This window comes from Bacillus sp. AFS029533 (assembly GCF_002585125.1).
GTDB classification, from domain to species: Bacteria; Bacillota; Bacilli; order Bacillales; family Bacillaceae_G; genus Gottfriedia; species Gottfriedia luciferensis_B.
In genome coordinates this window covers 81539-105296 of sequence record NZ_NUQC01000021.1, presented here as the reverse complement: position 1 = coordinate 105296, position 23758 = coordinate 81539, and the positions used below count along the sequence as shown (strand labels likewise).

Below are 23758 nucleotides of genomic sequence, written 5' to 3'. Positions count from 1 at the left end.
GGTAATATGATGAAAAACATAATAATGAATGCGATAAATAACAGCAAAAAAGGTTTTATTACATACGAACAATTTATTTTGTTAGTTCTTTATGATCATGAAAATGGTTATTATCAAATGGCAAATGAAAAAATTGGACGAAAAGGTGATTTCTATACTACAAGCTCAGTAGGTTCGGTATATGGAGAAGTAATTGCAGCATCATTTTGTCGGTTTGTTAAGAATAACCTAATCGAACCTTTTTTTATCGAAGTTGGTGGTGGAAATGGCAGATTCGCATCATCCTTTCTTTCGTACTGTGAAAAAAAAGAGCCTGAAATTTATCAAAATTTAAATTACTATCTAATTGATGCAAGCCAATATCATCGTAAATTACAAAAAGAATTATTGACGAACCATTTAAATTGTAAATACTTCTCAAATATAGTAGAAATCGAGCAAATCAATAATGGAATGGTTTTTTCAAATGAATTGTTTGATGCTTTACCTGTTCGAGTGGTTGAATATAATCAAAACGAATGGCAAGAGGTAGTAATTATAATTGATGAACTAAATAATCTGAAAGAAAATCTCGTTGAAATACAAGATCGGGAAATCAGTGATTTTCTAAGAAGATACAATTTTGTTGGAAAAAATGGTCAAAGAGTTGAAATCCCTGTTGGTATGGAAAAAGTTTATAACCTTTTACAATCGAAAATTAGTAAAGGAATTATTTTAACTGTTGATTATGGTTTTACGAGGGAAGAATGGGATGCACCCCATCGAATGAAGGGAAGTTTGCGCGGTTATTATAAGCATGAAATGAAATCAAATATACTAGAGAATTTAGGCCATATGGACATTACAACTCATATTCACTGGGATGAATTAAAAAAGTTCGGATTACTGAATCATATCGAAAATCTATACTTTTCTAACCAAAGAGATGCAATCTTAGATTTTGGTATATTAAATTGGCTTATTCCGCATGCTCAGTCAAATCCATTTTCAAGTGAATATAAACAAAATAGAGCCGTACAATCTTTAATTATGCCTGGTGGAATAAGCGATTCCTTCCAATGGCTATTACAAACAAAAGGTATGTCAACAAACGACCTTACTAAGTTGAATGAATTGATTTCATTAAATGAATACAAATAAAAAAACCAGTCAAATGACTGGTTTTTCTATTATTCACTAAAGCCTGGTACTAATAAGAAAGTACTATAATATGTAAATCCAATAAAGAACACAGTTAAGTATGCGCCAAAGATATAGATGTACATACGCTCAGAAAGCTTTAGATAGCCTAATACTACGAAAAATGCTGTTTGACATGCGAAAATAAGTGCAGCTGCTGACATATGTCCAACAAAGAACATTACCGTAAATATAGCTGTCCAGAATCCTAGAACGCGGAACATTCGATCCATCCTAAATCCCCCCATAAAAAATTTCTACCCATTCATTATTATAAAATAAGAAAGTTACAATTGTAAACAATGTATTAATACAATTCTAAATTGATTCTAGAGATAATGAAATTAACCCTATCTGATATTATTTTTCTTATTTAATGATTTTCTATACATTGATTTGAAAACATACTTTTTATTTTATTTTATATAATTGATTTTCTTGTACGTTATTTTGGTAAATTAACTTTAGTTTGTATATAAATTTTAGCTAAATTTAATATTTTTGATTAATTTCATCATTTTCATGATTTGGCAGCTGAGGAAAACAAAAATATAATTGCTCGTATAGAAAGGGGGACTAAAAATGGTATCAGTAGAAAAAATGGTCGAAGAACTTCTAAAAAAAGCTTGCCATTTTGGGGCATCGGATATTCATTTATTACCAAAAGAGGATGAGGTACAAATTTTTTTTCGTGTTGATGGTGAATTGAAACTTATTCAACGAATAAATAAAGAGAAGTCCAAGAGGATCATCATGCATTTGAAGTTTTTAGGAAGTATGGATATAGGAGAAATTAGACGGCCACAGACTGGTATTTTGGTTGTTAACATTAATGAAATTTTATTATCACTTCGCTTAGCCACTTTACCAACCATTATTGATGAGTCTATGGTTATTCGTATTCATCCCCAACAAAAAATCGCTCCAATAGAAAGTCTTTCCTTATTCCCATCTACAACTCGTAAGCTTTTGTCTTTATTACATCATTCACATGGGTTAATGATGTTTACAGGTCCAACAGGCTGCGGGAAAACAACAACGCTTTATTCCTTATTACAATCAGCTAAAAAAGACATAGCAAGAAATATCATCACGTTAGAGGATCCGATAGAAAGGAAATCAGATGAATATTTTCAAGTCCAAGTTAATGAAAAAGCAGGCTTAACCTATGCAACTGGATTAAAAGCGATTCTTCGATCTGATCCAGATATCGTAATGGTAGGAGAGATTAGGGATGAAGAGACTGCGAAAATTGCCGTTCGGGCAGCATTGACGGGTCATTTAGTATTAACGACAATTCATTCTAATAACACAAAAGGTGCATTATATCGAATGTTAGAACTTGGAATTCCAAAGGAGGAATTATTTCAGGCAATGGTTGCTATTGTTTCTCAAAGATTAGTTCCAATAAAATGCCGTTTTTGTGAAGGGGAATGTGAACCAAATTGTTTTGTAAATCGGAATCACAGAAGATTAGGGGTATATGAATTGCTTTATGGTAATGCTCTAAATTCGGTTATTAATGAATTTAGAGGGATACAAGAAGAAGTTCAATTATCAACTTTAAATAGTCAGCTCATTAAAGGATATGCATTAGGTTTTATTGATAACAAACATTTGGGCCGAAGTATAATCTATGGGTAAATTTTTTAATAAAAGAAAATTAACTTATATTGAACAGGCTAAGCTATTAAAAATTTTAGGAGAACTTTTACAAAAAGGTTATCCTCTAATTCAAGCAATTGAATTCTTAACGATTCAATTCCCAGATGACCTAAAAGAAGTGATTTATAAAGCTAAAATAGCATTGGTGGAAGGAGGATCATTCATCGATTTTGCTAATATACTTGGTCTTCATCAAGATGTACTCGTATACTTATATTATGCAGAAAAGCATGGTGATTTGTCCTTAGCGCTAGGTGAAGGCAGTTATATGCTTACAAAAAAGATTCAACATAGAGCTTACATAAGAAAAATCATGGGATATCCTATTTTTTTAATCACAATATTATTGCTAATTTTGTTTTTGTTTAGAAATATAATCATTCCTCAATATGAAATGCTTTTTTCAACATTCAATTCTAATCAGAACTCTTTTATTTTCATCTATCTACAAGTTATAAAAAGATTACCTTCAATTATGTTCTCTTCTCTTTTCTTAATTGGATTGACCGCCTACGGATACTTATTTGCAATTAATAAATTAAATTCAATCGAGCGGATGAATAAATTAATTCAAATCCCGTTAGTTAGGAACTATTTAATTACAATGAATACTTATGAATTTTCAATGCAGTTAAGTATATTATTACATGCTGGTTTTCCTATAGTTGATGCACTAAAAACAATGCAGAATAATGATAGTAGGACATTTATAAAAGAAAAAGCAGTAGTTTTCTACAATCAAATTTTAAACGGAATTTCAATGCAAGAAGGATTTAAAAATGAACGTGCATTCCATAGAGATATTATATTTGTGATTGAACATGGCATGAACAATAGTACGCTAAGTAAAGAACTTGCTGATTATGCTGATTATTTAAAGGAGAGTATTGAAACTTACTTTCACCGATCGATGAGGATCATTCAACCGATTATATTAATCCTAATTTCATCAAGCATTCTATCACTGTATATAGCCATCCTGTTTCCGATGTTTCAATTGATGAACAATATCTAGGAGGAGTTAATTTTGAATGAAAAAGGTTTTACTTTAATTGAAATGTTAATTGTTTTATTTATCATTTCACTTCTTTTATTACTAGTGATACCAAATTTAGGAAAACAGCAACAGACCATTCAAACGAAAGGATGTTCTGCACTTCAAAAAATGGTACAGTCAAGTGTTGAATCATATCGATTAGAAAATGAACAATTACCTGAGAGTTTATCAGTCTTAAAAGAACAGGGCTATATAACATCATATAAATGCAATAATAAAGTTGAATTATCGTATGACAAAGCAACTGGATCAGTATCTATACCTTAAAAAAAGGTTGGATAATTCGTATGGTTTTACATTTGTAGAGATGTTATTAGTCCTTTCAATAATGATAATGTTATTGATTTTACCGATCAATCAAGTTAGGAAGATTGAAGATGAACAAAAGGTAACATTATTTATTCAAATGCTTCAAAATGATATTTTTCTTGCGCAAAGGAACGCAATAATAAAACAAATTCCTACTAGGATCATCTTTTATCAAAATAAATATGAAATAGAAGATAATTTACTAAATCCCCCTGTAGTCGTTCGAAATTTTGACAAATCAATTAGTATAACTAACCTTACTTTAAAACCTCCGTTAAGATTTAACTCCGACGGTAATATCTCTAGCTCAGGAACGATTTCAATTAAATATAAAAAAGCTGAATATATCGTTACTTTTTACTTAGGAAGTGGTCGATTTAAATATGATCGGAAATGAAAAAGGATTTACATTTATTGAGGCAGTTATTTCTTTAAACTTACTAATTATTTTTTGTATTATGATTGTTCCTTCAATGTCATTATTTTTACAAACAAAAGATAAGATAACGATTAGCAATATGGCAGATGACTTATTAACAGATATGGTTCATCTTTATTTTATGAACAGAGAAGATTTTAAAGAGGGTTTCTATACAAAGAATGGTAGAGAATTTTTAATAAAAATAAACGCTAGAAATAATTTTAATTCGATTTGTGTTACTTGGACTGATCGAAAAAAGGAAAGTGAAATATGTGAAGAAATTACAGAATGAAAAAGGCTTTACTTTACTAGAAACACTTTTTTCACTTGTTTTATTTTTAATGATTATTTCTATCTCTACTTCAAGTATAAAAAGCTTTGTTAAACGAAATTACAGCTATGAATCCGTAAATAGGTTAGAATTAGATAATTTTATAAAAGAAGTCCAAAAAGAGGCAAACAAAAGTATAAGTTTTACAGTTCATTCCGAACTTCTACTCTTTGAAGAGTTTAATCAAGTTTCGACTAGTTATCGAAAATATGCAACGATTATTCGACGACAAAGGCTTGGATTAGGTCATGAAATTGTACTTCAGAATATAAGGGATATAAAGTTTGAACAAATAAGCGAAAGGCAAATCCTAGTAAAGATAATCGATTTAAATGGTGGAACTTATGAAAAAACGATTCGATTGTTTATTAATTAAATTTAAAATGCTTGGTGAAAATGGAGTATATTTACCTTACACGATCTTTATGATAAATATTTTACTAATTTTTTTTCTAATACAAATAGATATATTTCATTCGTTCAATACCTTTTATTCGTATACGAGATATCAAAACAAACTAGACCGTGTACATTCACAAGCAATTTACGATTTAAAGCATGGTAATTTACCACTTCAAGGAAATACAGTAAAGTATTATAATAATACAAAAATTATATTGAATACTTATTTAGTTACAAATGATGTATATCATGTAACTTTAACTAGTAGTAATTCAAAAATAAAAAAATATGTAGTTCAATTTAAATATAAAAAAAGTACAAATCACGTATCGGATTGGATCGATTAAGTTGGAGGATGAAATGGAATCAATTTATTTAGTAGGATTTATGGGGTGTGGTAAGACGACTGTGGGAAAGGAATTAGCTAAAAGAGTAAACAAAAAATTTATTGATTTAGACGAGGAAATAGTTTCTCAAACAGGCAAAAGCATACCAGAATTGTTTAATGAGTTTGGTGAAAGCGGTTTTCGCGATATAGAAACACAAGTATTAAAAAATTTACCATCAAAAAAAATGATCACTTCAACAGGTGGTGGAGTCATTCTTCGTGATGAAAACATTGGATATATGAAAGAAACTGGCAAAATAATTTATCTTGAAACTCCAATTGAAATAATATACGAAAGAATTCATTTGGATTCTAACCGACCAAATGCTGTAAATCGGACGATTGAAGAACTAACGGAGCTGTTTCAAAAGAGAGAATCACAATATAAAAAAGCAGATTATGAAATTTCTACGAATAATTTAACACCAATTGAAATTGCCATGGAAATCATTGACTGTTTAAATTATTCAAAAGGAGGAGATAGTAGAAATAAGTGATAAGAAAGTAAGGTGATTTCTATTGAAAACAAATGATTATGTAAAATATATGACAGAACAATTTATTAATTATATCGATCAACCAAAAGAGAAACGTGATTCAATAAAACAAGAAAAAGAAGAGTTGAAGGCCCCATTTTCTACTAACATGTTTGGAATGTTACCATTAAGTTTAGCTTTATTAATGAAAAAAGTTCAAAATCGAAAAGACAAAGAAAAGAAAAGTATCTAGTTAATAAGACTGATTTCAATTAAAGAAGTCAGTCTTTATTTTTTTGCAACAGGAAGAAAAGGAATGAGGAACAATCTTATTTAGATTTCCCTCAATACCTAATCTTCACTTAAATGCCATTAACTTAACTTATTCATTGTGTTAGGTGATAGATAAAAAAGCCCACCATTAATAGCATCAACATGAATAATTGGTTCGTAAAGTTCTTTAAGCGCATTGAATTCTACATGATAATTTTCAGGTTTTTCTTCATCAGCTTCATAAAATTGATTTAATAAATCTAAATCATGTTGCCATCTATTCCTTGCTTCTTCAGCCCATACCGTATCTTCTTTTTCAATTATGTTTCGAAGCAATTGTTCCATTCGATTTAAACCACTTATTGGTTTAATCAAAGGTGACATGGAATAGCAAAAATCAGGTATTTTAGAGTTGAATTGAATTTTTTCAAGTTTTGGATGAAAATCTTCAATAATTCTTCCAGAAATTAAATGGATGCCAAAAGAATATAAATAATCTTTTTTATGATCACAAGTAAATGAAACCTGATAATTAACACCTAACCAAGGGTGTAATGCAATTTGTTGGCCCATAGGTGCTTTTGTGTCTTCATAAAGTCTAATTGACTGTCCTAGTTCATTAACGATTGAGAAAATTTGGTGAAGGCGGGGCGACCCAAAATGAATTTGTTCACCTTTAAGATCTTCAGGTGCATTATCACTATCTGTAATCAGTGTTAACTTCATTGGATTTGGGATACCGCCTGTTTTTTCTAAATAATGCCAATAGAAAGGACGATTCATTAATTTTTTATCCATCTCAATTGTTAATTGTATTTCTAAATATGTTGGTGTTTTCTGTAGAATTTCACAATCATTATGTCTGAAAAAATATTCGATATAATCATGGATTTCATGTTGCTGCATAACTATCACCTGCTTGTTTATGTTGCTGTAATTGAATGATGGACGTTAAATTTTCCATTTTAATTTTCATTTCGCCTTCAGTTTTAGAATGAATAAATATTTCATTCATATGAGCTTCAAAATCTTTATAAGGAATTCTAGTCAGAATATCATCGAGTTCACCAATTACACGCTCAAATAAATTGATTTTTTCATAAAGTAATCTTAGTATGTGTTCTTCAATTGAGCCAACAGTTGCAAAGTTATAGATACTTACATCCTCTGTTTGTCCAAGTCGATGTATACGTCCTATTCTTTGTTCTAGCCTCATCGGATTCCAAGGAAGGTCATAATTAATCATATTTGAACAAAATTGTAAGTTAATACCTTCACCACCAGCTTCTGTTGCTATTAGCACCTGTACACGATTTTTAAATAATTCTTTCATCCAATCTTTCTTACCACGTTTGAAACCACCCCGAAATGGTACAGATGTAATACCGTTTTGCTTTAATAACCATTGTAAATACAACTGTGTTGCGCGATATTCAGTAAAAATAATTACTTTATCATTTATTTTTTTAATTAGTTCAACTACTTTATTCGCTTTTGAATTAGATGTAATTTGATTAATTTGATGAAAAATTTTCTCGATATAAGGATCGTTAATATCAATATTTTCTTTTTCAAATCTTTGAAGCATTTTTTTCATTGATACATAAACAGCTTCACGACTACTACAAGCTTCACGCTTAAATGTTAAAAAGGAGAATGCTGAGGTTACCCCAGTATATTGTGATTTCTGCCATTCATCGATTAAGTCATAAAGCTTTTGTTCTTCTTCATTAAAATTAATTAATACTGTTTCTACCTTTCGCTTTGTCCACTCGATGCCTGTATCTTGTCTACGATTTCGGACCATTACTTTTCCAATTAGTTCTCGTAATAAGTCTTCATGCTCTAATGAGCGGTTCTTAGCAGAAAAATATTCTTCAAAACTAGATTTATTACCTAAATGGCCAGGTTTTAATAAAGAGACTAAATGGAAAATTTCTTCTATGTTATTTTGAACTGGTGTAGCAGTAAGCAGTAAACAATATTTCTTTTTAAGATGTTGTACAAACTCATAGTTTTTTGTTTTATTATTTTTAAGTTTGTGAGCTTCATCGATAATGACGAGATCATAGTTGATACTTAATATTTTTTCTCGATGAGGATCTCTTTTTGCAGTATCGATTGATGATACAACAACATCACAACTATCCCATACATAATTCTTTTTTTGTTGTGCGATTGCTGGAATATGGAATTTTGTATTTAATTCAAAGGTCCACTGTGATACAAGTGATGCTGGAACTAGTATAAGCACCTTATTAACTAAACCACGAATCATGTATTCTTTTAAAATTAAACCTGCCTCAACTGTCTTACCTAATCCTACTTCGTCAGCTAAAATTGCTTTTCCATTCATTTTTTCAATTACAGTCGTAGCCACATCTAATTGATGAGGCAATGGAGTTAAGTTTGGCAAATGAGTAGGAGCAATCATACCTGTAAAAGATGGAATTGCTAATTTTGTAGAAGTATGATAGGCAAGCTTATAATTCTCCCAATTTGACCATGGTCCATCATTTTCAAGCTTCTCTAAGAACTCTTCCTGCCATTCTGTATGGAATTTAATCTCAATTGACATGTAATCCTCACCTATTTCATTTTTATATTGGATAATCATGAACGTTATAGTAAAATAACTGGTATAACGTTCGTTATTTTATTTTTAAAAAATTTCACTTGGATATTGATGAAACTTGTCGTTTAATGTTAGGATAATAGTGTAGAAAAAAAGTAAAAATTTATTATTCTTTTATTAAACAAAAAACTCTTATTGTTAAGAAAAAACAGTTAACTAATATAGTTTGATATTATTTTCTTGTTTTCTACTAGTTTTTCCGAAAATATACAAAATATGTAAATTATTTAATGGTTAGCTGGACGAACTATTAATTTAGTTTTCCATCATGCTAGCATGTAGATAAGGGGGAAATGGCTACATGACGACTTTATTACGCACACCATTGTTTGAAGATTACAAAGTATTAGGTGGTAAAACAATTGATTTTGGTGGCTGGGAGCTACCTGTGCAATTTTCGAGCATTAAAGAAGAACACGAAGCTGTTCGTACAGCAGCTGGTTTATTTGATGTTTCTCATATGGGAGAAATTGAAGTAACTGGTAAAGATAGTCTTAAATATTTACAAAAAATGATGACAAATGATATTTCAAAATTAAATGAAGAAGGCGCATTATATACAGCAATGTGCTATGAAAATGCTGGAACGGTAGACGACTTACTAGTTTATAAGTATAACGATGAACACTATTTATTAGTTGTAAATGCGTCTAATATTGAAAAAGATTTCGCATGGTTAATTTCACATGTAGAAGGTGATGTAAAAGTAGTTAATAAAAGTAATGAAGTTGCACAATTAGCTCTTCAAGGGCCAAAATCTGTTGCAATTTTACAACGTTTAACGAATGAGAACGTTGCTGATATTAAGTACTTTACATTCAAAGATAATGTATTAATTGGTGATCTAAACGTTTTAGTTTCACGCACAGGTTACACAGGTGAAGATGGATACGAGTTATATTTAGCTGCAGAAGATGCGTCTAAGCTTTGGACTTTACTTTTAGAAGCAGGTAAGGAAGACGGTTTAAAACCATGTGGATTAGGTGCTCGTGATACACTTCGTTTCGAAGCAGCTCTAGCATTATATGGTCAAGAACTAACTAAAGACATTACTCCATTAGAAGCTGGTATAGGCTTTGCTGTGAAATTAAATAAAGAAGAAGATTTCTTCGGTAAAGAAGTTCTGAAAAATCAAAAAGAGCAAGGTGTACCTCGTAAACTTGTTGGAATTGAAATGATTGACAAAGGTATTCCGAGAACTCACTATCCTGTATATGTAAACGGGGAAGTAATTGGTGAAGTAACAAGTGGTACTCAATCTCCAACATTAAAGAAAAATATTGGACTTGCATTAATCAAATCTGAATTTTCTGCTTTAGGTACTGAACTTGAAGTTGAAATTCGAAATAAAAAATTAAAAGCAGTAGTAGTTTCAAAACCATTTTACAAAAGAGAGAAGAAGTAACTAGGGGGAGAAAGGGGATTACCTTAATGCATCGTTATTTACCAATGACAGAGCAAGATCGTCAAGAGATGTTAAAAGTAGTAGGTGTTTCATCAGTTGATGAATTATTTAGTGATATTCCTGAAAAAGTTCGTTTTAATGGCTTATTAAACATTAAAAAGGCAAAATCTGAAACCGATTTAATTCAGGAGTTAAGCGAATTAGCAAAGAAAAACGCTAACTTAAGAGAGTATGTTTCTTTCTTAGGTGCTGGTGTTTATGATCATTATTTACCAACAGTTGTAGATCATGTTATTTCCCGTTCAGAGTTTTATACTGCTTATACACCATATCAACCTGAGATTTCTCAAGGTGAGCTTCAAGCAATCTTTGAATTCCAAACAATGATTTGTGAATTAACTGGTATGGATGTGGCAAACTCGTCAATGTATGACGGTGGTACTTCTTTAGCAGAGGCAACTACTTTAGCAGCAGGTCACAATGGTAAAAAACGTATTTTAGTTTCAAAAGGTGTTCATCCACAATCACGTGAAGTTATCTTATCTTATGCAAAAGGTCAACATTTAGAGGTAGTTGAAATTGGCATTAAAGATGGAAGAACTGATATCGAAGAATTAAAAAATGAAATGAATGACAATGTAGCATGTGTTGTTGTTCAATATCCTAACTTCTATGGACAAGTAGAAGAATTAGCTGAAATCGAACCAATTGCACATACTGGTAAAAGTTTATTCGTTGTTTCAAGTAACCCATTAGCATTAGCAGCTTTAACTCCTCCAGGTGAATTCGGAGCGGATATCGTTGCAGGTGATGCTCAAACATTTGGTATTCCAACTCAATTTGGTGGACCTCACTGTGGATACTTCGCTACAACATCTAAATTAATGCGTAAAATGCCAGGTCGTTTAGTAGGGCAAACTGTTGATGGAGAAGGTCGTCGTGGATTTGTATTAACACTTCAAGCTCGCGAGCAACATATCCGTCGTGATAAAGCGACTTCAAATATTTGTTCTAACCAAGCGCTTAATGCATTAGCAGCTTCTGTTGCAATGACAGCTCTTGGTAAAAATGGTGCTGTAGAGATGGCAATGCAGAACATTTCTCGTACTCAATATATGAAGAAAAAATTAATTGAAAACGGTATCTCGGTTGTATTTGAAGGTGCTGCATTCAACGAACTTGTAATTGATGTAAAACAAAATGTCTTTGAAATCAATAAACAATTATTTACTAAGAAAATTATCGGTGGTTATGACTTAGCAAAAGTTGAACCTACTATGGAAAATCATATGTTAATCGCAGTAACTGAATTACGTTCTAAACAACATATTGATACATTTGTAGAAGAATTAGCATTATTAGTAGACGGAAAGGGGATTCAACATGCTGAAGGATCAACCGTTAGTTTTTGAGATAAGTAAAGAAGGTCGTATTGCATATAGTCTTCCTACAATGGATGTAGAAGAAATTGATATTAATGAAGTTATCCCAAGTGCTTATATCCGTAAAGAAAAAGCGGAATTACCAGAGGTTTCTGAATTAGATTTAATGCGCCATTATACTGCGTTATCTAAACGTAATCATGGTTTAGATTCAGGGTTTTATCCACTTGGATCATGTACGATGAAATACAATCCAAAAATTAACGAAGCTGTAGCTCGTATTCCAGGTTTTGCGCATATTCATCCACTTCAAGATGAGTATACTGTTCAAGGTGCATTAGAATTAATGCATGAGCTTCAACAAGAATTAAAAGAAATTACTGGAATGGATGAAGTGACTTTACAACCAGCTGCAGGTGCACATGGTGAGTGGACTGGATTAATGATTATCCGTGCTTATCACGAAAGCCGTGGTGACTTCAACCGTACTAAAGTAATCGTACCTGACTCTGCTCATGGTACAAACCCAGCATCAGCAACTGTTGCAGGTTTCGAAACAATCACGGTTAAATCAAATGAAAAAGGCTTAGTTGACTTAGATGATTTACGTCGTGTTGTTGATGAAAATGTTGCAGCATTAATGCTTACAAACCCTAATACATTAGGTCTTTTCGAAGAAGATATTTATGAAATCTCTGAGATCATCCACGCTGCTGGTGGTAAAGTTTACTATGATGGAGCAAACTTAAATGCTGTATTAAGTAAAGCACGCCCAGGAGACATGGGATTTGACGTAGTTCACTTAAATCTTCATAAAACATTCACTGGTCCTCACGGTGGAGGTGGTCCTGGTTCTGGTCCTGTTGGAGTTAAAGCAGATTTAATTCCTTACTTACCAGCACCAATCGTTGAGAAGGTTGGAGATAAGTACGTATTAAATTCAGACCGTCCAGAAACAATTGGTCGTGTTAAACCTTTCTTCGGAAACTTTGGAATTAATGTAAGAGCATATACTTATATTCGTTCAATGGGTCCTGAAGGATTAAAACAAGTAACTGAAGATGCGGTATTAAACGCTAACTACATGATGCGTCGTTTAGAGCCTCATTTCGATCTACCATTCGATCGTCATTGTAAGCATGAGTTCGTTTTAAGTGGAAAACGTCAAAAGAAATTAGGTGTTCGTACTTTAGATATTGCTAAACGCCTATTAGACTTTGGCTACCACCCACCAACAATCTACTTCCCATTAAACGTGGAAGAGTGTATCATGATTGAACCAACTGAAACAGAATCGAAAGAAACTTTAGATGCGTTCATCGATGCAATGATTACAATTGCTAAAGAAGCTGAAGAAAATCCAGAAATCGTACAAGAGGCTCCACATACAACTGTTGTAAGTCGTCTTGACGAAACTTTAGCAGCTCGTAAACCTGTATTACGTTATATTAAAGCATAAATCAAAAAAGTTCCCTCATCGAAGGGAACTTTTTTTATGGCGTATTTCCGAATAGTTATATAGAATCTTAACAAAATGAAACCGAGTTTTTGGACCTTCTAAAAATCTATTTAATCCGATTAATCCGACCATCAAATGCCTGGACCAATGGTTGCTTTTGTTCCTTCACATAATCTTCAAATGCATCAAAGTCTGTTGGACCTTCTACTTTATTTATACCTGATAGAAATATAGAGAAATTGTCACCGCCATTTGCAAGATAGCTATTAGTAGTGACCGTATAACTAGTTTGTGGGTTAATCGGGGTACCATCTGTTCGCATGATCTTAATCACTTTTTGACCAGAATCTTTCGTGTTATCCCAAGTATATTTTAAACCTGATATTTGTAGTATCCGAACACTATCATGTTCCTGCCATTGCTGATTGAGAAGTTCCCGGATTTGTTCACCAGTTAGTGTCATTTTAACGAGTTTAATTTTAAATGGTTGAATCGTGAACAATTCGTCCAAAGTAACATCCCCTTTTGGAAGATCAGCACGTATCCCACTAAAGTTCATAAATGCGAAATCAGAGTTCATTGCAAGTCGTTGTGAATCTGCAATCATATTTCCTAAACTAGATTCTCCATTATGATTCTTCTTGCTTAAAATGTCATTTGCAGCTTTTCCAACAACTTTATTTACGATTGGGGCAATTTTAGATTCATAAGTTTGTATCATTTTCTTTATTTCAGGATCTGGTTTAATTTCATCTTGATAGACCATCTTTATACTTGCCTTTTTGTCTACAATATCTTTCGTATTAGGATCAATTGTTAACTGAATGTCGGAGAAAGATATTCCATAAGAGTAGGATTGAACAATCAGCTTTCCGTCTACTTCTTTGTTAAGGTAAGTATGGGTATGTCCAGAGATTATTACGTCAACTTCATCATCCATTTTTTTTGCCATTCTAACGATTTCACCTGTCGCATTTTCATTTGCTTTGGACTGATTTCCACCATTATGTGCCAGCACTACGATTGTTTTTACCCCTTGTTTTTTAAGTGTTTTTACTGAATTATTGATTGCTTTTACTTCATCAATAAACTTTACGCCATCTGTTTTATTTGGTGGTGCAATCTTTGGCGTATCTTTTATAACGACGCCGATAAATCCAATCGGTACGCCATTAATATTTTTTATACTGTATGGAGGCAGAATGGTCTTACCTGTATGATTGTCGATTACGTTGGCGCATAAATACGGGAAATTTGCCCCAGTAAAATAACCATTTTTTGAGTCATTACCTCCTTGAATCAATCTCATCATTTCATCCACACCACGATCGAATTCATGGTTTCCTAGAGTCCCATAGTCAAAACCCATCTTGTTTAATACTTCAATTGTAGGTTCATCCTTAAGAAATGAAGAAATCGGAGGACTTCCACCAACCATGTCACCTGCATGAACTAAAATAGTATTTTTGTTTTCCTTTTTCTTTTGATTTAAATATGCAGAAAGATATTCTGCCCCGCCAACATTCCTGCCGTTAAATTTTCGAGTCGTATCTAATTGTCCATGAAAATCATTAATGCCAAGTAATTGTACTTGAATGAAACGGTTCTTATCTTTCTTGGTGTTAAGAGGAATGTTTCTAGCAGCCGGTTTACTTGAAGCCATAAATACTCCTGCAGATAATGTAGTCGTAAGAACAAAAGCAAGAACTGCTTTTTTCAATGCGTTCCAATTCAATATATTCGCCCTCCTAATTTGCTAGTAGGTTACTTACTAAGCATAGGGAAGGATTGTTAAAGCTTCTTTACTTCAGTGTGAATTTTCAGTTAAATTTAAAAACAGATGATCAATCCACTCCCAAGGAAAATAAAAGTATTGAGCAGTGTATTAAAAGCAAGCTATAGACAATAGCTAGCAAAATATAAAAGCAAATTTAAGAAATATATAACCGTTAAAGGTTCGTTAAAGGTCTGTTTACTACTATTATTATTGTAAGTCAGCTGCTTACATAAATTTGAATTTAGGAGGAAATAAAAATGCAAGAAAAAATTTATAAGCTGTTAAATACAACAAAAAAGAAGGCAGTTGCAGCATCGGTTTGTGGCGCGTTAGTTCTATGTATTGGATCAGGCGCTGCATATGCTGCAAATAATGATGGATCCCAAACAAAACATAATCAAGTTTCTGTTACTCAACTAAGTGAGAAAATTAGAACTAAAATGTTAGTTAAAAATGAAAATGGTGTAATTAGTCACTCAATGGATGATGGAAAGACTTGGATTCCAGGTGCTCCTGAAAAAGGAAAAGTAATTCAAGATGTTGATGGAAAAAAATCATTTATTTTTCGTGATTCAAAAGCGACACCTTCTGGAGGTGTGATGGTAAAGAAAGAAGATGGAAAGCTTAAGTTCTCAAAAGACGGTGGAAAGACATGGATTGAAAAAACTCCAGATAATTTTAAAATAGTAGAAAAAGACGATAAATCAGTTATGATGAAAGAAAAGTTGATTGTTAAAAAAGAAAATGGTATAGCTAAATTCTCAAAAGACGGTGGCAAAACATGGATTAATGGTGAGCCAGAATTGAAAAAACCGTTTATGACGAAAAAAGAAAATGGAAAAGTGAAGTTTTCTATAGATGGAGGTAAAACTTGGACTGAGAAAGCCCCTGATGGAGTAACAATTAAAAAAAATGAAGATGGTTCGATTATTGTCAAAAAAAAAATTGATTAATGAATAGCGACATCTAACTGAGACATAAACGATTTTAGTCACAGCAGAAAATACTTAGAGCATCTCTAACGAATGAGAAGTGTACAGCTCACTTGTTGGAGATGCTTCGGATAAAATGAATCCAAAGTAAAGAGGTTTGTTTATTATGAGAATATTAATGGTTGAAGATGAAATTTATATTGCTGAAGCGATAGCACAAGTATTAAGGAAGAATCACTATAGTGTTGATTTAGCCAGTGATGGTGAGTTTGGACTAGATTGTGGACTTTCAAATATATATGACATTATTATTCTTGATATCATGCTACCAAAAATAGATGGCATCGAAGTTTTAATTGAATTACGAAATAATGGCATCAAGACTCCTGTCATTTTGTTGACAGCTAAGGGGGATATTACTGATAAAATACGAGGTTTAGACAGCGGTGCAGATGATTATTTAGCTAAACCATTCCATACGGATGAACTATTAGCTCGACTAAGAGCATTAGGGCGACGAAAAACAGAATTAATAAGAGATGGTATTCTTACATATGAAGATATTTCGCTTAATCAAAAGATGTTAGTTTTATGCTGTGGAGATTATGAAGTTAAGTTGACTTTAAAAGAATTTCAACTATTGGAAATGCTTATTAACCGAAAAGATGCAATTAGTTCAAAAGAAACAATTATCGAGAAGCTATGGGGTTACGACACAGACACAGATGACCGTCATGTTGAGGTACAAGTATCACTTTTACGAAAAAAACTAAGACAAGTTGAATCAAGTGTTTCCATTGGAACGGTTCGAGGTGCAGGTTATTTTTTGAAAACTGGTAAAGCTGGTAAAGCTGGGGAAAAATATGTTTAAGAAACTTCGAAATAAATTTCTCCTTATTAATATGTCGGTTATTTCATTAGTAATGGTTGTGGCTTTTACAATCATCTATATAATGACTTACAACAATATTCAAAATGAAAATAAAAAAAAGCTAGATGCACAGACTGAAAAACTAATTACGATTCAAAGAGAGATAAAAAATAAAGAAATAGGTTCTGAGTTGAAAAATAATAATGATATAAAAGGTAAGGTCGAAACAAAGAAAGAAATAACGAATATAATTGGTAAAGGTGGAATTGTAACACAAAAAATTTCTCTTGGAGATTCAGTGTCTTTTAGTGTAGAAGTCGATTCAACTGGAAATGTTATTGAAGGTCACTCATTTATTTCAATGCCTACGGAGACATTTAAAAAAGCTACAGAAATTGCTTTGGAAAATAAAAAAAACTTTTCAACTTTCACTTTGGATGGGAAAAAGTGGCAGTATGTAATCAAACCAGCAGAAATGATTGTTAATCAAATGAATGAACAACCACAAATTATTAATAAAGTGACTTTAATAAATTTTCTAGATGTTACCGAGTCTCATAAAGCATTATTTAAACTTCTAACAACATTAATAAGTGTTGGGCTAATCACGCTTTTTGTTATTTATTTTATTAGTCGTTATTTTGCAAATCGAGCAATTGAACCTATTGCTGAAGCTTGGAAAAAGCAAAATCAGTTTGTAACAGATGCATCACATGAATTAAAGACACCTTTAGCTATTATTAATGCGAATTATGATGTGCTTATGGCACATAAGGAAGAAACAATTGAAAATCAGCAAAAATGGTTCAATCATATAAAAGTTGGCTCCGATCGTATGACAAAACTAATAAATAGCCTATTAACTTTAACTAAAATGGAAGAAGCAATTGATGAAATTAATCTAAAGCATTTTGATCTCAGTAAGGAACTACATGAAGTAATGATATCAATGGAAACGGTATTGAAGGAAAAGAAAATTATATTAAAGCATTCCATTGAAACGAATCTTATGATAGAAAGTGATCCAGACAAAATTAAGCAGTTAATGATTATATTATTTGATAATGCAATTAAATATACGAATGAACATGGACAGATTGAAGTAACACTTACTAAATTAAAACGGCAAGTGAAGTTTGCTATTAAAAATAGTGGCAATGGTATTCCTGCCAAAGATTTGCCAAAAGTATTTGATCGATTCTACCGTTCTGATCCATCAAGAGCAAAAAAAACGGAAGGCTATGGACTTGGTTTATCAATCGCTCAGTCAATAACAAATCGTTTAGGTGGGACGATATCAGTATCAAGTATAGAAAACGAGTATACAAATTTCATTGTATTACTAGATTTATCATAAAAAGCTCCTTATTTACTAAAATAGGGAGATTTCTTATGATTATCGCTATTTTTTGTTCGTATTCTTTTTTATTAATTATTAAATATTTTTAATATTATTTTTAATTGCATTTTTATACAATAATTAAAATTGATCAACAGTAATACAAAAGTAGAACAGGATGGACAAAAGGGTAATAATGTCTTTAATATACCTTTACCCTTGCTTTCCTTATTACCTGCATTTAATTCCTTACTTTTATAAGCCTAAACTCCTTAAATAATCTACGGCCATTCTTTTCAGTGGAATGAATAAATACCCACAACTTTATCAAATTCGTTTTGTAACATACTAAAATTCCCCAAAAAACTTAATAAATGGTGTTGATTTTTTCTCACATAAGGAGGATAATTGTAACATTATTTTTAACTGAAAATTAACTAAATTAGGGGTAATAAAAATGAAAATCGTAAAATTTGGTGGGTCTTCATTAGCCACTTCGGAACAAATTGAAAAAGTATTTCAGATTGTTACATCAGATGTTGAACGTAAAATTATCGTTGTATCTGCACCAGGTAAAAGATTTCCAGATGATATCAAAGTTACCGATTTACTAATTAGTTGCGCACAACTTTCTCTACAGGGAAAGGATTATTCGAAGGAATTCAATCAAATTATTCAAAGGTATTCTGAAATTGCCAATGGATTAGGTTTATCTGAGGATATTACGAATGAAATTTCACTAGGTATCGAACTTTCTTTAAGTAGTAAAAAGGATCACCCTGCAAGATATATGGATGCTGTTATGGCATGTGGGGAAGATAATTGTGCCAGATTAGTAGCGTCATATTTTCAGTTAAAAGAACTTGAGGCAAGTTATATTAATCCAAAAGAAGCAGGTTTGTTTGTTACAAATGAACCAGGACATGCTCAAGTTTTAGCGAAAAGCTATGAGAAGTTATTTGAATTGAGAAAAAAATCTGGGATTCTTATTTTCCCAGGATTTTTTGGCTATTCAGAAGAAGGACATATCGTTACATTTTCTCGCAGTGGCTCAGATATTACTGGTTCTGTTGTTGCCAACGGAGTAAAAGCTACTTTATATGAAAACTTTACTGATGTTGATGCAGTTTTTTCTGTAAATCCTGCGATTATTCATAATCCAAAGGAAATAAAAGAATTAACTTATCGAGAAATGAGGGAGTTATCTTATGCAGGCTTTAACGTATTTCATGACGAAGCATTGATCCCTGCCTTTCAAGCTGGAATTCCAGTAAACATTAAAAATACGAATAATCCAACTGCTCCTGGTTCACGAATTGTTAAGGAACGTACGTTATCAAACGGTCCTTTAATTGGGATTGCGAGTGATAATGGATTTTGTAGTATTTATATAAGCAAGTATTTAATGAACCGAGAAATAGGATTTGGGCGTAAATTATTGCAAATACTTGAGGAGAATCAGATTTCATATGAGCATCAGCCAAGTGGAATCGACGATATCTCAATTATTATTCGCCAAAATCAATTACCAGTTGAATTAGAATGCCAAATTATTAATCGGATTCATGATGAATTAGATGCAGACCATGTGGTCGTTGAAAGAGATCTTGCCTTGATCATGTTAGTAGGCGAGGGGATGCGTCATAATGTTGGTACTACTGCAAGAGCGAGTAAAGCATTAGCAAATGCGGGAATAAATATTGAAATGATAAACCAAGGTTCTTCAGAAGTAAGTATGATGTTTGGAGTAAAATCATTCGATGAGAAAAAAGCAGTGCAAGTTATTTATGAAGAATTCTTCTCAAAAAGTGTCATCTAAGTAAATTACTAAAATATAGATGAAAAGATTGAACATCTAACGTAATTCCAGAAAATGGAATACATAAGGAGTATATGAATATGACAGAAAAAGAAATACAATTACTTCAGTGTATTGAACAAAACGGACGCTTAAGTAATGACGTAATAGCAAAAATGATTGGAGCTACAGAAGAAGAGGTAGCTGATATTTTAACAAAATTTGAAAACGATCGTATTATTCTTCAATACATTACGCTTATTGATTGGGGGAAAGTCCCAGTTCAAGAAAGTATAACGGCTATGATTGATGTAAAAGTAGCTCCAAAACGTGGGGTAGGCTTTGATGAGATTGCTGAAAAAATCTATTTATACCCAGAAGTTAAATCAGTTTATTTAATGTCAGGAACATATGACTTATCAGTTGTAGTTGAAGGAAAAACAATGACATCAATTGCTTCATTTGTATCCCAAAAACTATCGACTTTAGAATCTATTTTATCAACGACTACCCATTTTATTTTAAAACGTTATAAACATGATAGTATTGTATATGGTCAAAAACAAAGTGATAAGCGTATGGTGATCACGCCATGAGTAAATTTAACTTATCAAATACAGTAACTACATTACAACCATCAGGGATTCGAAAGTTTTTTGATTTAGCAGCTAGTATGGATAATGTCATTTCACTTGGGGTAGGTGAACCTGATTTTGTCACGCCTTGGAACGTGAGAGAAGCAAGTATCTATTCTTTAGAAACAGGACATACAGCATATACTTCAAATGCTGGACTGCTAGAATTACGTCAAGAAGTAAGTCGTTATTTTGCTAAGAAATTTGATGTGCATTATAGTCCAGAAGACGAATTAATTATAACTGTAGGGGCAAGTCAAGGGATTGATATTGCTTTAAGAACAATTTTAAATCCAGGGGACGAAGTAATCGTTATCGATCCATGCTTTGTTTCATATGCTCCTTTAGTTTCACTAGCAGGTGGTGTTCCAGTTCATTTATCAACGACAGGAGAAGAAGAGTTTAAAATCAATCTTCAAGCGTTGAAAAAGAAACTTACACCGAAAACAAAGGCGATCTTACTTTGTAATCCTAATAATCCAACTGGTACTCTACTAGAAAAAGAATTATTAGAGGATTTAGCCGTATTTGTTAAAAAACATAATTTAATTGTCATTTCTGATGAAATTTATGCTGAGCTTGTTTATGATGGTGAATATACAAGCTTTGCTAACATCGAAGGAATGCGAGATCATACAATTTTAATTTCTGGATTTTCTAAAACATTTGCAATGACGGGCTGGAGACTTGGAATTGTTGCAGCACCTTCGGACATTATTTCCCATATGCTTAAAGTTCATCAATATGCAATTATGTGTGCACCAACAATGTCACAGCATGCTGCAGTTGAAGCACTTCGAAATGGAGATCATGATGTAGAAGCAATGCGACGCAGTTATATGCAACGTCGTAATTTCCTTGTGCAATCTCTTCAGGAAATTGGATTATCATGTCATCTTCCAGGTGGAGCTTTTTATGTATTCCCATCAATACAGAATACTGGCTTAACATCAGAGGAGTTCGCTGAACAATTATTATTAAAAGAGAGAGTAGCGGTCGTCCCGGGAAATGTTTTTGGAGATTGTGGTGAAGGGTATATTCGATGTTCTTATGCAACTTCATTAAATCATTTAATTGAAGCTAGCAAAAGGATTAATCGATTCTTACAGACTCTTCCAACTTACGAACCAACAAATTTTATTAAAGTTGAAAGTAAATAAACGAAAAATAAAGCTCTTGTTTTCCATTTGAGGAAACAAGAGCTTTTATTTTATTGCAGTAACTAATTCCTTTGTTTGAGCTTCAAATATTCTTTCAGTAAAAATTGATGCAATTAAGTCATCATACCCTAATGTTTCACATAATATCCAGTTACTTTGCATTTCTAGAGGTAACGATTTTATTCTATCTTTTAATTCATTCATAAGAGTTCCTGAAAAAAATAAATACGGAATGATTATTACTTGATGATTTTTTTCAGTCAATAGTTGATTCCAAGCTTCGTGAATCGACGGCTTTGAAACTGCCATAAAAGCGGGGAGAACAGGATGCTGTAAATTTGCTTCAAGATGTTTAACGATTGAATTGAAATCATCTATCGTTAATGGATCACTACTTCCTCGTCCAACTAGTAGTATTTTAGTTGGCTTGATTAAATGCTTTACCTTTTCATTAATTCGCTTTTGGATTAATTCAATCATGTTTTTGTGAATACCGATAGGAGCGGCAATTTTTATTTTTATATGTGGATATTCCTTTTGAAATTTATCGATTTCAAGAGGAATATCCACTTTGGCATGATTTGCAGAAAGAAGTAAAACCGGCAATACTGTTACCGATTTTGCTCCTTTACGTAAACAATTCTCTAATCCTACTGAAATTGATGGTTCTGCGAGTTCAATAAAACTAATTTCTTGAATAGGGCAATCGATTTGTTTTTGTACTTTTTTAACAAATTGTATGGCTGAATGGACAGCCGATTTTACACGGCTTCCATGACAAACATATAAGATTGCATCCATTCTAAAGCACCTCATTCCATTTTAAGAGAGAATTTATAGACTTGAATAATTAATGTTTTTATGTTCTGTGATCGAGTTATAGTTAGTCTCAAACCATTGTAATTGATGGTGTAATTTAACTACTTCTCCTACGATGATCATGCTAGGATTAGTTATTTTTTCTTTTTCAACATCTGATATTACATTTTTTAATGTACTAATGATTGTTCGCTGTTGTTCAGTCGTACCATAATGAATTAGGGCAACGGGGGTGTCTTGATGTTTTCCATTTGAAATTAGTTGATGACGAATATACGGTAAGTTATTAACTCCCATATAAATTGCTAGTGTGTCAATGCCTTTTGCTAAAGAGGCCCATTTAACCGTATCCTCTTCTTTGCAATGACCTGTTACAAAAGCAAAGGAACTACTATAATCACGATGGGTGACAGGGATACCAGCATAAGCTGGAGCTGCTATACCTGATGTAATGCCAGGAATGATTTCAAAGGAGACACCACGCTCAACAAGATAAGTTGCTTCTTCGCCACCACGACCAAAAATGAAAGGATCTCCACCTTTTAATCGAACTACATTTTTTCCTTTTTTTGCATACTTTACTAAGAAAGCATTTATTGTTTCTTGTTTTAATGCATGGTAGTTTGGGAGTTTACCAGCGTATATTAACTCGACGGATTCTTTTGCATACTCTAATAGTTCCTTATTAACTAGTCGGTCATATATAATGACATCTGCATTTTGAATGCACTTTAGTCCTTTAACTGTAATTAGATCAACATCCCCTGGTCCAGCACCAACTAAATAAACTTTTCCAATCATTCCACACACCTCATCATCATCGTTTACTTAAAACTTCTAAATCTAAAACAAATCCACCACTTTGACTAACTTTCTTTTTTTCATACATCAGTAGTTCTTTAACGTTCGGTTTTTTAACATAAAACTTTTCAAGTTCTGTATCAACTAGTTTAAATGCTTTTTCATCATCATTTGCTAATATTACAATTGGAACGATACGGCTTTCGATTGTTGCTTCAAATCGATATAAAAACATATGTCACCG

General features: G+C 32.3%; 26 protein-coding genes. 19 read left to right on the top strand and 7 right to left on the bottom strand.

Features of this window, described 5'->3' with window-relative positions; genetic code table 11:
• The first annotated feature begins 9 nt into the window (after positions 1 to 9).
• The gene (locus COE53_RS11540) at positions 10 to 1140 is read left to right on the top strand and encodes an SAM-dependent methyltransferase (protein WP_069034122.1); all 1131 of its coding nucleotides are present in this window, start codon (positions 10 to 12) and stop codon (positions 1138 to 1140) included.
• 29 nt (positions 1141 to 1169) lie between these two features.
• Here COE53_RS11540 and COE53_RS11535 read toward each other — a convergent pair whose 3' ends face one another.
• On the bottom strand, positions 1170 to 1412 hold the full coding sequence (locus COE53_RS11535; RefSeq protein WP_056475051.1) for a DUF2626 domain-containing protein: 243 nt from the start codon (positions 1410 to 1412) through the stop codon (positions 1170 to 1172).
• Positions 1413 to 1761: 349 nt separating this feature from the next.
• Here COE53_RS11535 and comGA point away from each other — a divergent pair, with 349 nt between their 5' ends.
• From comGA to COE53_RS11490, 9 genes are read left to right on the top strand one after another with little or no spacing between them, the layout of a single operon-like run.
• Positions 1762 to 2823 carry a competence type IV pilus ATPase ComGA gene (comGA, locus tag COE53_RS11530; RefSeq protein ID WP_069034121.1) on the top strand — a complete coding sequence of 354 codons (1062 nt, stop codon included), beginning with the start codon at positions 1762 to 1764 and terminating at the stop codon, positions 2821 to 2823.
• Positions 2816 to 3859: a competence type IV pilus assembly protein ComGB gene (comGB, locus tag COE53_RS11525; protein WP_069034120.1), complete on the top strand. Its 1044-nt coding sequence runs from the start codon at positions 2816 to 2818 to the stop codon at positions 3857 to 3859. Before comGA ends, comGB begins: the two co-directional genes overlap by 8 nt.
• Positions 3860 to 3871: 12 nt before the next feature.
• Positions 3872 to 4168, top strand: a complete 297-nt coding sequence (gene comGC, locus COE53_RS11520; protein WP_084006914.1) for a competence type IV pilus major pilin ComGC — start codon at positions 3872 to 3874, stop codon at positions 4166 to 4168.
• Positions 4134 to 4607, top strand: a complete 474-nt coding sequence (gene comGD, locus COE53_RS11515; protein ID WP_069034118.1) for a competence type IV pilus minor pilin ComGD — start codon at positions 4134 to 4136, stop codon at positions 4605 to 4607. Before comGC ends, comGD begins: the two co-directional genes overlap by 35 nt.
• Positions 4594 to 4923 (top strand): pilus assembly FimT family protein, encoded by a 330-nt coding sequence (locus COE53_RS11510; RefSeq protein WP_069034117.1) that lies wholly within the window; start codon positions 4594 to 4596, stop codon positions 4921 to 4923. Before comGD ends, COE53_RS11510 begins: the two co-directional genes overlap by 14 nt.
• On the top strand, positions 4904 to 5338 hold the full coding sequence (comGF, locus tag COE53_RS11505; RefSeq protein ID WP_091024418.1) for a competence type IV pilus minor pilin ComGF: 435 nt from the start codon (positions 4904 to 4906) through the stop codon (positions 5336 to 5338). The genes COE53_RS11510 and comGF overlap by 20 nt, the downstream gene beginning before the upstream one ends.
• Positions 5307 to 5711, top strand: coding sequence for a hypothetical protein (locus COE53_RS11500; RefSeq protein ID WP_069034115.1), 405 nt, complete (start codon positions 5307 to 5309; stop codon positions 5709 to 5711). The genes comGF and COE53_RS11500 overlap by 32 nt, the downstream gene beginning before the upstream one ends.
• Positions 5712 to 5724: 13 nt before the next feature.
• Positions 5725 to 6249 carry a shikimate kinase gene (locus COE53_RS11495; RefSeq protein WP_069034114.1) on the top strand — a complete coding sequence of 175 codons (525 nt, stop codon included), beginning with the start codon at positions 5725 to 5727 and terminating at the stop codon, positions 6247 to 6249.
• Between the two features lie 22 nt (positions 6250 to 6271).
• Positions 6272 to 6481, top strand: coding sequence for a YqzE family protein (locus COE53_RS11490; protein WP_069034113.1), 210 nt, complete (start codon positions 6272 to 6274; stop codon positions 6479 to 6481).
• 119 nt (positions 6482 to 6600) lie between these two features.
• Here COE53_RS11490 and COE53_RS11485 read toward each other — a convergent pair whose 3' ends face one another.
• Both COE53_RS11485 and COE53_RS11480 read right to left on the bottom strand, forming a co-directional pair.
• Positions 6601 to 7407: a YqhG family protein gene (locus COE53_RS11485; RefSeq protein WP_069034112.1), complete on the bottom strand. Its 807-nt coding sequence runs from the start codon at positions 7405 to 7407 to the stop codon at positions 6601 to 6603.
• Positions 7394 to 9079, bottom strand: a complete 1686-nt coding sequence (locus tag COE53_RS11480; protein WP_069034111.1) for a DEAD/DEAH box helicase — start codon at positions 9077 to 9079, stop codon at positions 7394 to 7396. Before COE53_RS11480 ends, COE53_RS11485 begins: the two co-directional genes overlap by 14 nt.
• Positions 9080 to 9437: 358 nt before the next feature.
• Here COE53_RS11480 and gcvT point away from each other — a divergent pair, with 358 nt between their 5' ends.
• Genes gcvT through gcvPB form a run of 3 tightly spaced genes read left to right on the top strand, consistent with a single transcriptional unit; the run spans position 9438 to position 13382 of the window.
• Complete coding sequence (gene gcvT / locus COE53_RS11475; protein ID WP_069034110.1) at positions 9438 to 10541, top strand: glycine cleavage system aminomethyltransferase GcvT; 1104 nt, start codon at positions 9438 to 9440, stop codon at positions 10539 to 10541.
• Between the two features lie 26 nt (positions 10542 to 10567).
• Positions 10568 to 11953, top strand: coding sequence for an aminomethyl-transferring glycine dehydrogenase subunit GcvPA (gene gcvPA, locus COE53_RS11470; protein ID WP_069034109.1), 1386 nt, complete (start codon positions 10568 to 10570; stop codon positions 11951 to 11953).
• On the top strand, positions 11925 to 13382 hold the full coding sequence (gene gcvPB / locus COE53_RS11465; protein WP_069034108.1) for an aminomethyl-transferring glycine dehydrogenase subunit GcvPB: 1458 nt from the start codon (positions 11925 to 11927) through the stop codon (positions 13380 to 13382). The genes gcvPA and gcvPB overlap by 29 nt, the downstream gene beginning before the upstream one ends.
• Positions 13383 to 13488: 106 nt before the next feature.
• Here gcvPB and COE53_RS11460 read toward each other — a convergent pair whose 3' ends face one another.
• On the bottom strand, positions 13489 to 15045 hold the full coding sequence (locus COE53_RS11460) for a bifunctional metallophosphatase/5'-nucleotidase (protein ID WP_084006939.1): 1557 nt from the start codon (positions 15043 to 15045) through the stop codon (positions 13489 to 13491).
• Positions 15046 to 15416: 371 nt separating this feature from the next.
• Here COE53_RS11460 and COE53_RS11455 point away from each other — a divergent pair, with 371 nt between their 5' ends.
• The 6 genes from COE53_RS11455 to COE53_RS11430 all read left to right on the top strand — a co-directional run bounded on the left by COE53_RS11455 (position 15417) and on the right by COE53_RS11430 (position 21894).
• Positions 15417 to 16112 (top strand): sialidase family protein, encoded by a 696-nt coding sequence (locus tag COE53_RS11455; protein WP_098948060.1) that lies wholly within the window; start codon positions 15417 to 15419, stop codon positions 16110 to 16112.
• A gap of 145 nt (positions 16113 to 16257) precedes the next feature.
• Positions 16258 to 16962 carry a response regulator transcription factor gene (locus COE53_RS11450; RefSeq protein ID WP_069034105.1) on the top strand — a complete coding sequence of 235 codons (705 nt, stop codon included), beginning with the start codon at positions 16258 to 16260 and terminating at the stop codon, positions 16960 to 16962.
• Positions 16955 to 18319, top strand: coding sequence for a sensor histidine kinase (locus tag COE53_RS11445; RefSeq protein ID WP_069034104.1), 1365 nt, complete (start codon positions 16955 to 16957; stop codon positions 18317 to 18319). Before COE53_RS11450 ends, COE53_RS11445 begins: the two co-directional genes overlap by 8 nt.
• A gap of 439 nt (positions 18320 to 18758) precedes the next feature.
• Complete coding sequence (locus COE53_RS11440; protein WP_069034103.1) at positions 18759 to 20120, top strand: aspartate kinase; 1362 nt, start codon at positions 18759 to 18761, stop codon at positions 20118 to 20120.
• A 74-nt stretch (positions 20121 to 20194) separates the two neighbouring features.
• Positions 20195 to 20695 (top strand): Lrp/AsnC family transcriptional regulator, encoded by a 501-nt coding sequence (locus COE53_RS11435; protein WP_175403500.1) that lies wholly within the window; start codon positions 20195 to 20197, stop codon positions 20693 to 20695.
• Positions 20692 to 21894 carry an aminotransferase gene (locus tag COE53_RS11430; RefSeq protein WP_069034102.1) on the top strand — a complete coding sequence of 401 codons (1203 nt, stop codon included), beginning with the start codon at positions 20692 to 20694 and terminating at the stop codon, positions 21892 to 21894. The genes COE53_RS11435 and COE53_RS11430 overlap by 4 nt, the downstream gene beginning before the upstream one ends.
• Positions 21895 to 21939: 45 nt before the next feature.
• Here COE53_RS11430 and COE53_RS11425 read toward each other — a convergent pair whose 3' ends face one another.
• The 3 genes from COE53_RS11425 to COE53_RS11415 are packed head-to-tail and all read right to left on the bottom strand — an operon-like array spanning position 21940 to position 23749.
• A complete protein-coding gene (locus COE53_RS11425; RefSeq protein WP_069034101.1) occupies positions 21940 to 22695 on the bottom strand; it encodes a sirohydrochlorin chelatase in 756 nt (251 codons plus the stop codon).
• Between the two features lie 33 nt (positions 22696 to 22728).
• Positions 22729 to 23514 (bottom strand): uroporphyrinogen-III C-methyltransferase, encoded by a 786-nt coding sequence (gene cobA / locus COE53_RS11420; RefSeq protein WP_069034100.1) that lies wholly within the window; start codon positions 23512 to 23514, stop codon positions 22729 to 22731.
• A gap of 16 nt (positions 23515 to 23530) precedes the next feature.
• Positions 23531 to 23749 (bottom strand): DUF3906 family protein, encoded by a 219-nt coding sequence (locus tag COE53_RS11415; RefSeq protein WP_069034099.1) that lies wholly within the window; start codon positions 23747 to 23749, stop codon positions 23531 to 23533.
• Positions 23750 to 23758 lie beyond the last annotated feature (9 nt).

Bases quoted from the DNA above. Each gene is read 5' to 3' on its own strand.
- COE53_RS11540 (WP_069034122.1), top strand. From the start codon at position 10: ATGAAAAACATAATAATGAATGCGATAAATAACAGCAAAAAAGGTTTT.
- COE53_RS11535 (WP_056475051.1), bottom strand. From the start codon at position 1,412: ATGGATCGAATGTTCCGCGTTCTAGGATTCTGGACAGCTATATTTACG.
- comGA (WP_069034121.1), top strand. From the start codon at position 1,762: ATGGTATCAGTAGAAAAAATGGTCGAAGAACTTCTAAAAAAAGCTTGC.
- comGB (WP_069034120.1), top strand. From the start codon at position 2,816: ATGGGTAAATTTTTTAATAAAAGAAAATTAACTTATATTGAACAGGCT.
- comGD (WP_069034118.1), top strand. From the start codon at position 4,134: ATGACAAAGCAACTGGATCAGTATCTATACCTTAAAAAAAGGTTGGAT.
- COE53_RS11510 (WP_069034117.1), top strand. From the start codon at position 4,594: ATGATCGGAAATGAAAAAGGATTTACATTTATTGAGGCAGTTATTTCT.
- COE53_RS11500 (WP_069034115.1), top strand. From the start codon at position 5,307: ATGAAAAAACGATTCGATTGTTTATTAATTAAATTTAAAATGCTTGGT.
- COE53_RS11495 (WP_069034114.1), top strand. From the start codon at position 5,725: ATGGAATCAATTTATTTAGTAGGATTTATGGGGTGTGGTAAGACGACT.
- COE53_RS11485 (WP_069034112.1), bottom strand. From the start codon at position 7,407: ATGCAGCAACATGAAATCCATGATTATATCGAATATTTTTTCAGACAT.
- COE53_RS11480 (WP_069034111.1), bottom strand. From the start codon at position 9,079: ATGTCAATTGAGATTAAATTCCATACAGAATGGCAGGAAGAGTTCTTA.
- gcvT (WP_069034110.1), top strand. From the start codon at position 9,438: ATGACGACTTTATTACGCACACCATTGTTTGAAGATTACAAAGTATTA.
- gcvPA (WP_069034109.1), top strand. From the start codon at position 10,568: ATGCATCGTTATTTACCAATGACAGAGCAAGATCGTCAAGAGATGTTA.
- gcvPB (WP_069034108.1), top strand. From the start codon at position 11,925: ATGCTGAAGGATCAACCGTTAGTTTTTGAGATAAGTAAAGAAGGTCGT.
- COE53_RS11460 (WP_084006939.1), bottom strand. From the start codon at position 15,045: ATGGCTTCAAGTAAACCGGCTGCTAGAAACATTCCTCTTAACACCAAG.
- COE53_RS11455 (WP_098948060.1), top strand. From the start codon at position 15,417: ATGCAAGAAAAAATTTATAAGCTGTTAAATACAACAAAAAAGAAGGCA.
- COE53_RS11450 (WP_069034105.1), top strand. From the start codon at position 16,258: ATGAGAATATTAATGGTTGAAGATGAAATTTATATTGCTGAAGCGATA.
- COE53_RS11445 (WP_069034104.1), top strand. From the start codon at position 16,955: ATGTTTAAGAAACTTCGAAATAAATTTCTCCTTATTAATATGTCGGTT.
- COE53_RS11440 (WP_069034103.1), top strand. From the start codon at position 18,759: ATGAAAATCGTAAAATTTGGTGGGTCTTCATTAGCCACTTCGGAACAA.
- COE53_RS11435 (WP_175403500.1), top strand. From the start codon at position 20,195: ATGAATATGACAGAAAAAGAAATACAATTACTTCAGTGTATTGAACAA.
- COE53_RS11430 (WP_069034102.1), top strand. From the start codon at position 20,692: ATGAGTAAATTTAACTTATCAAATACAGTAACTACATTACAACCATCA.
- COE53_RS11425 (WP_069034101.1), bottom strand. From the start codon at position 22,695: ATGGATGCAATCTTATATGTTTGTCATGGAAGCCGTGTAAAATCGGCT.
- cobA (WP_069034100.1), bottom strand. From the start codon at position 23,514: ATGATTGGAAAAGTTTATTTAGTTGGTGCTGGACCAGGGGATGTTGAT.
- COE53_RS11415 (WP_069034099.1), bottom strand. From the start codon at position 23,749: ATGTTTTTATATCGATTTGAAGCAACAATCGAAAGCCGTATCGTTCCA.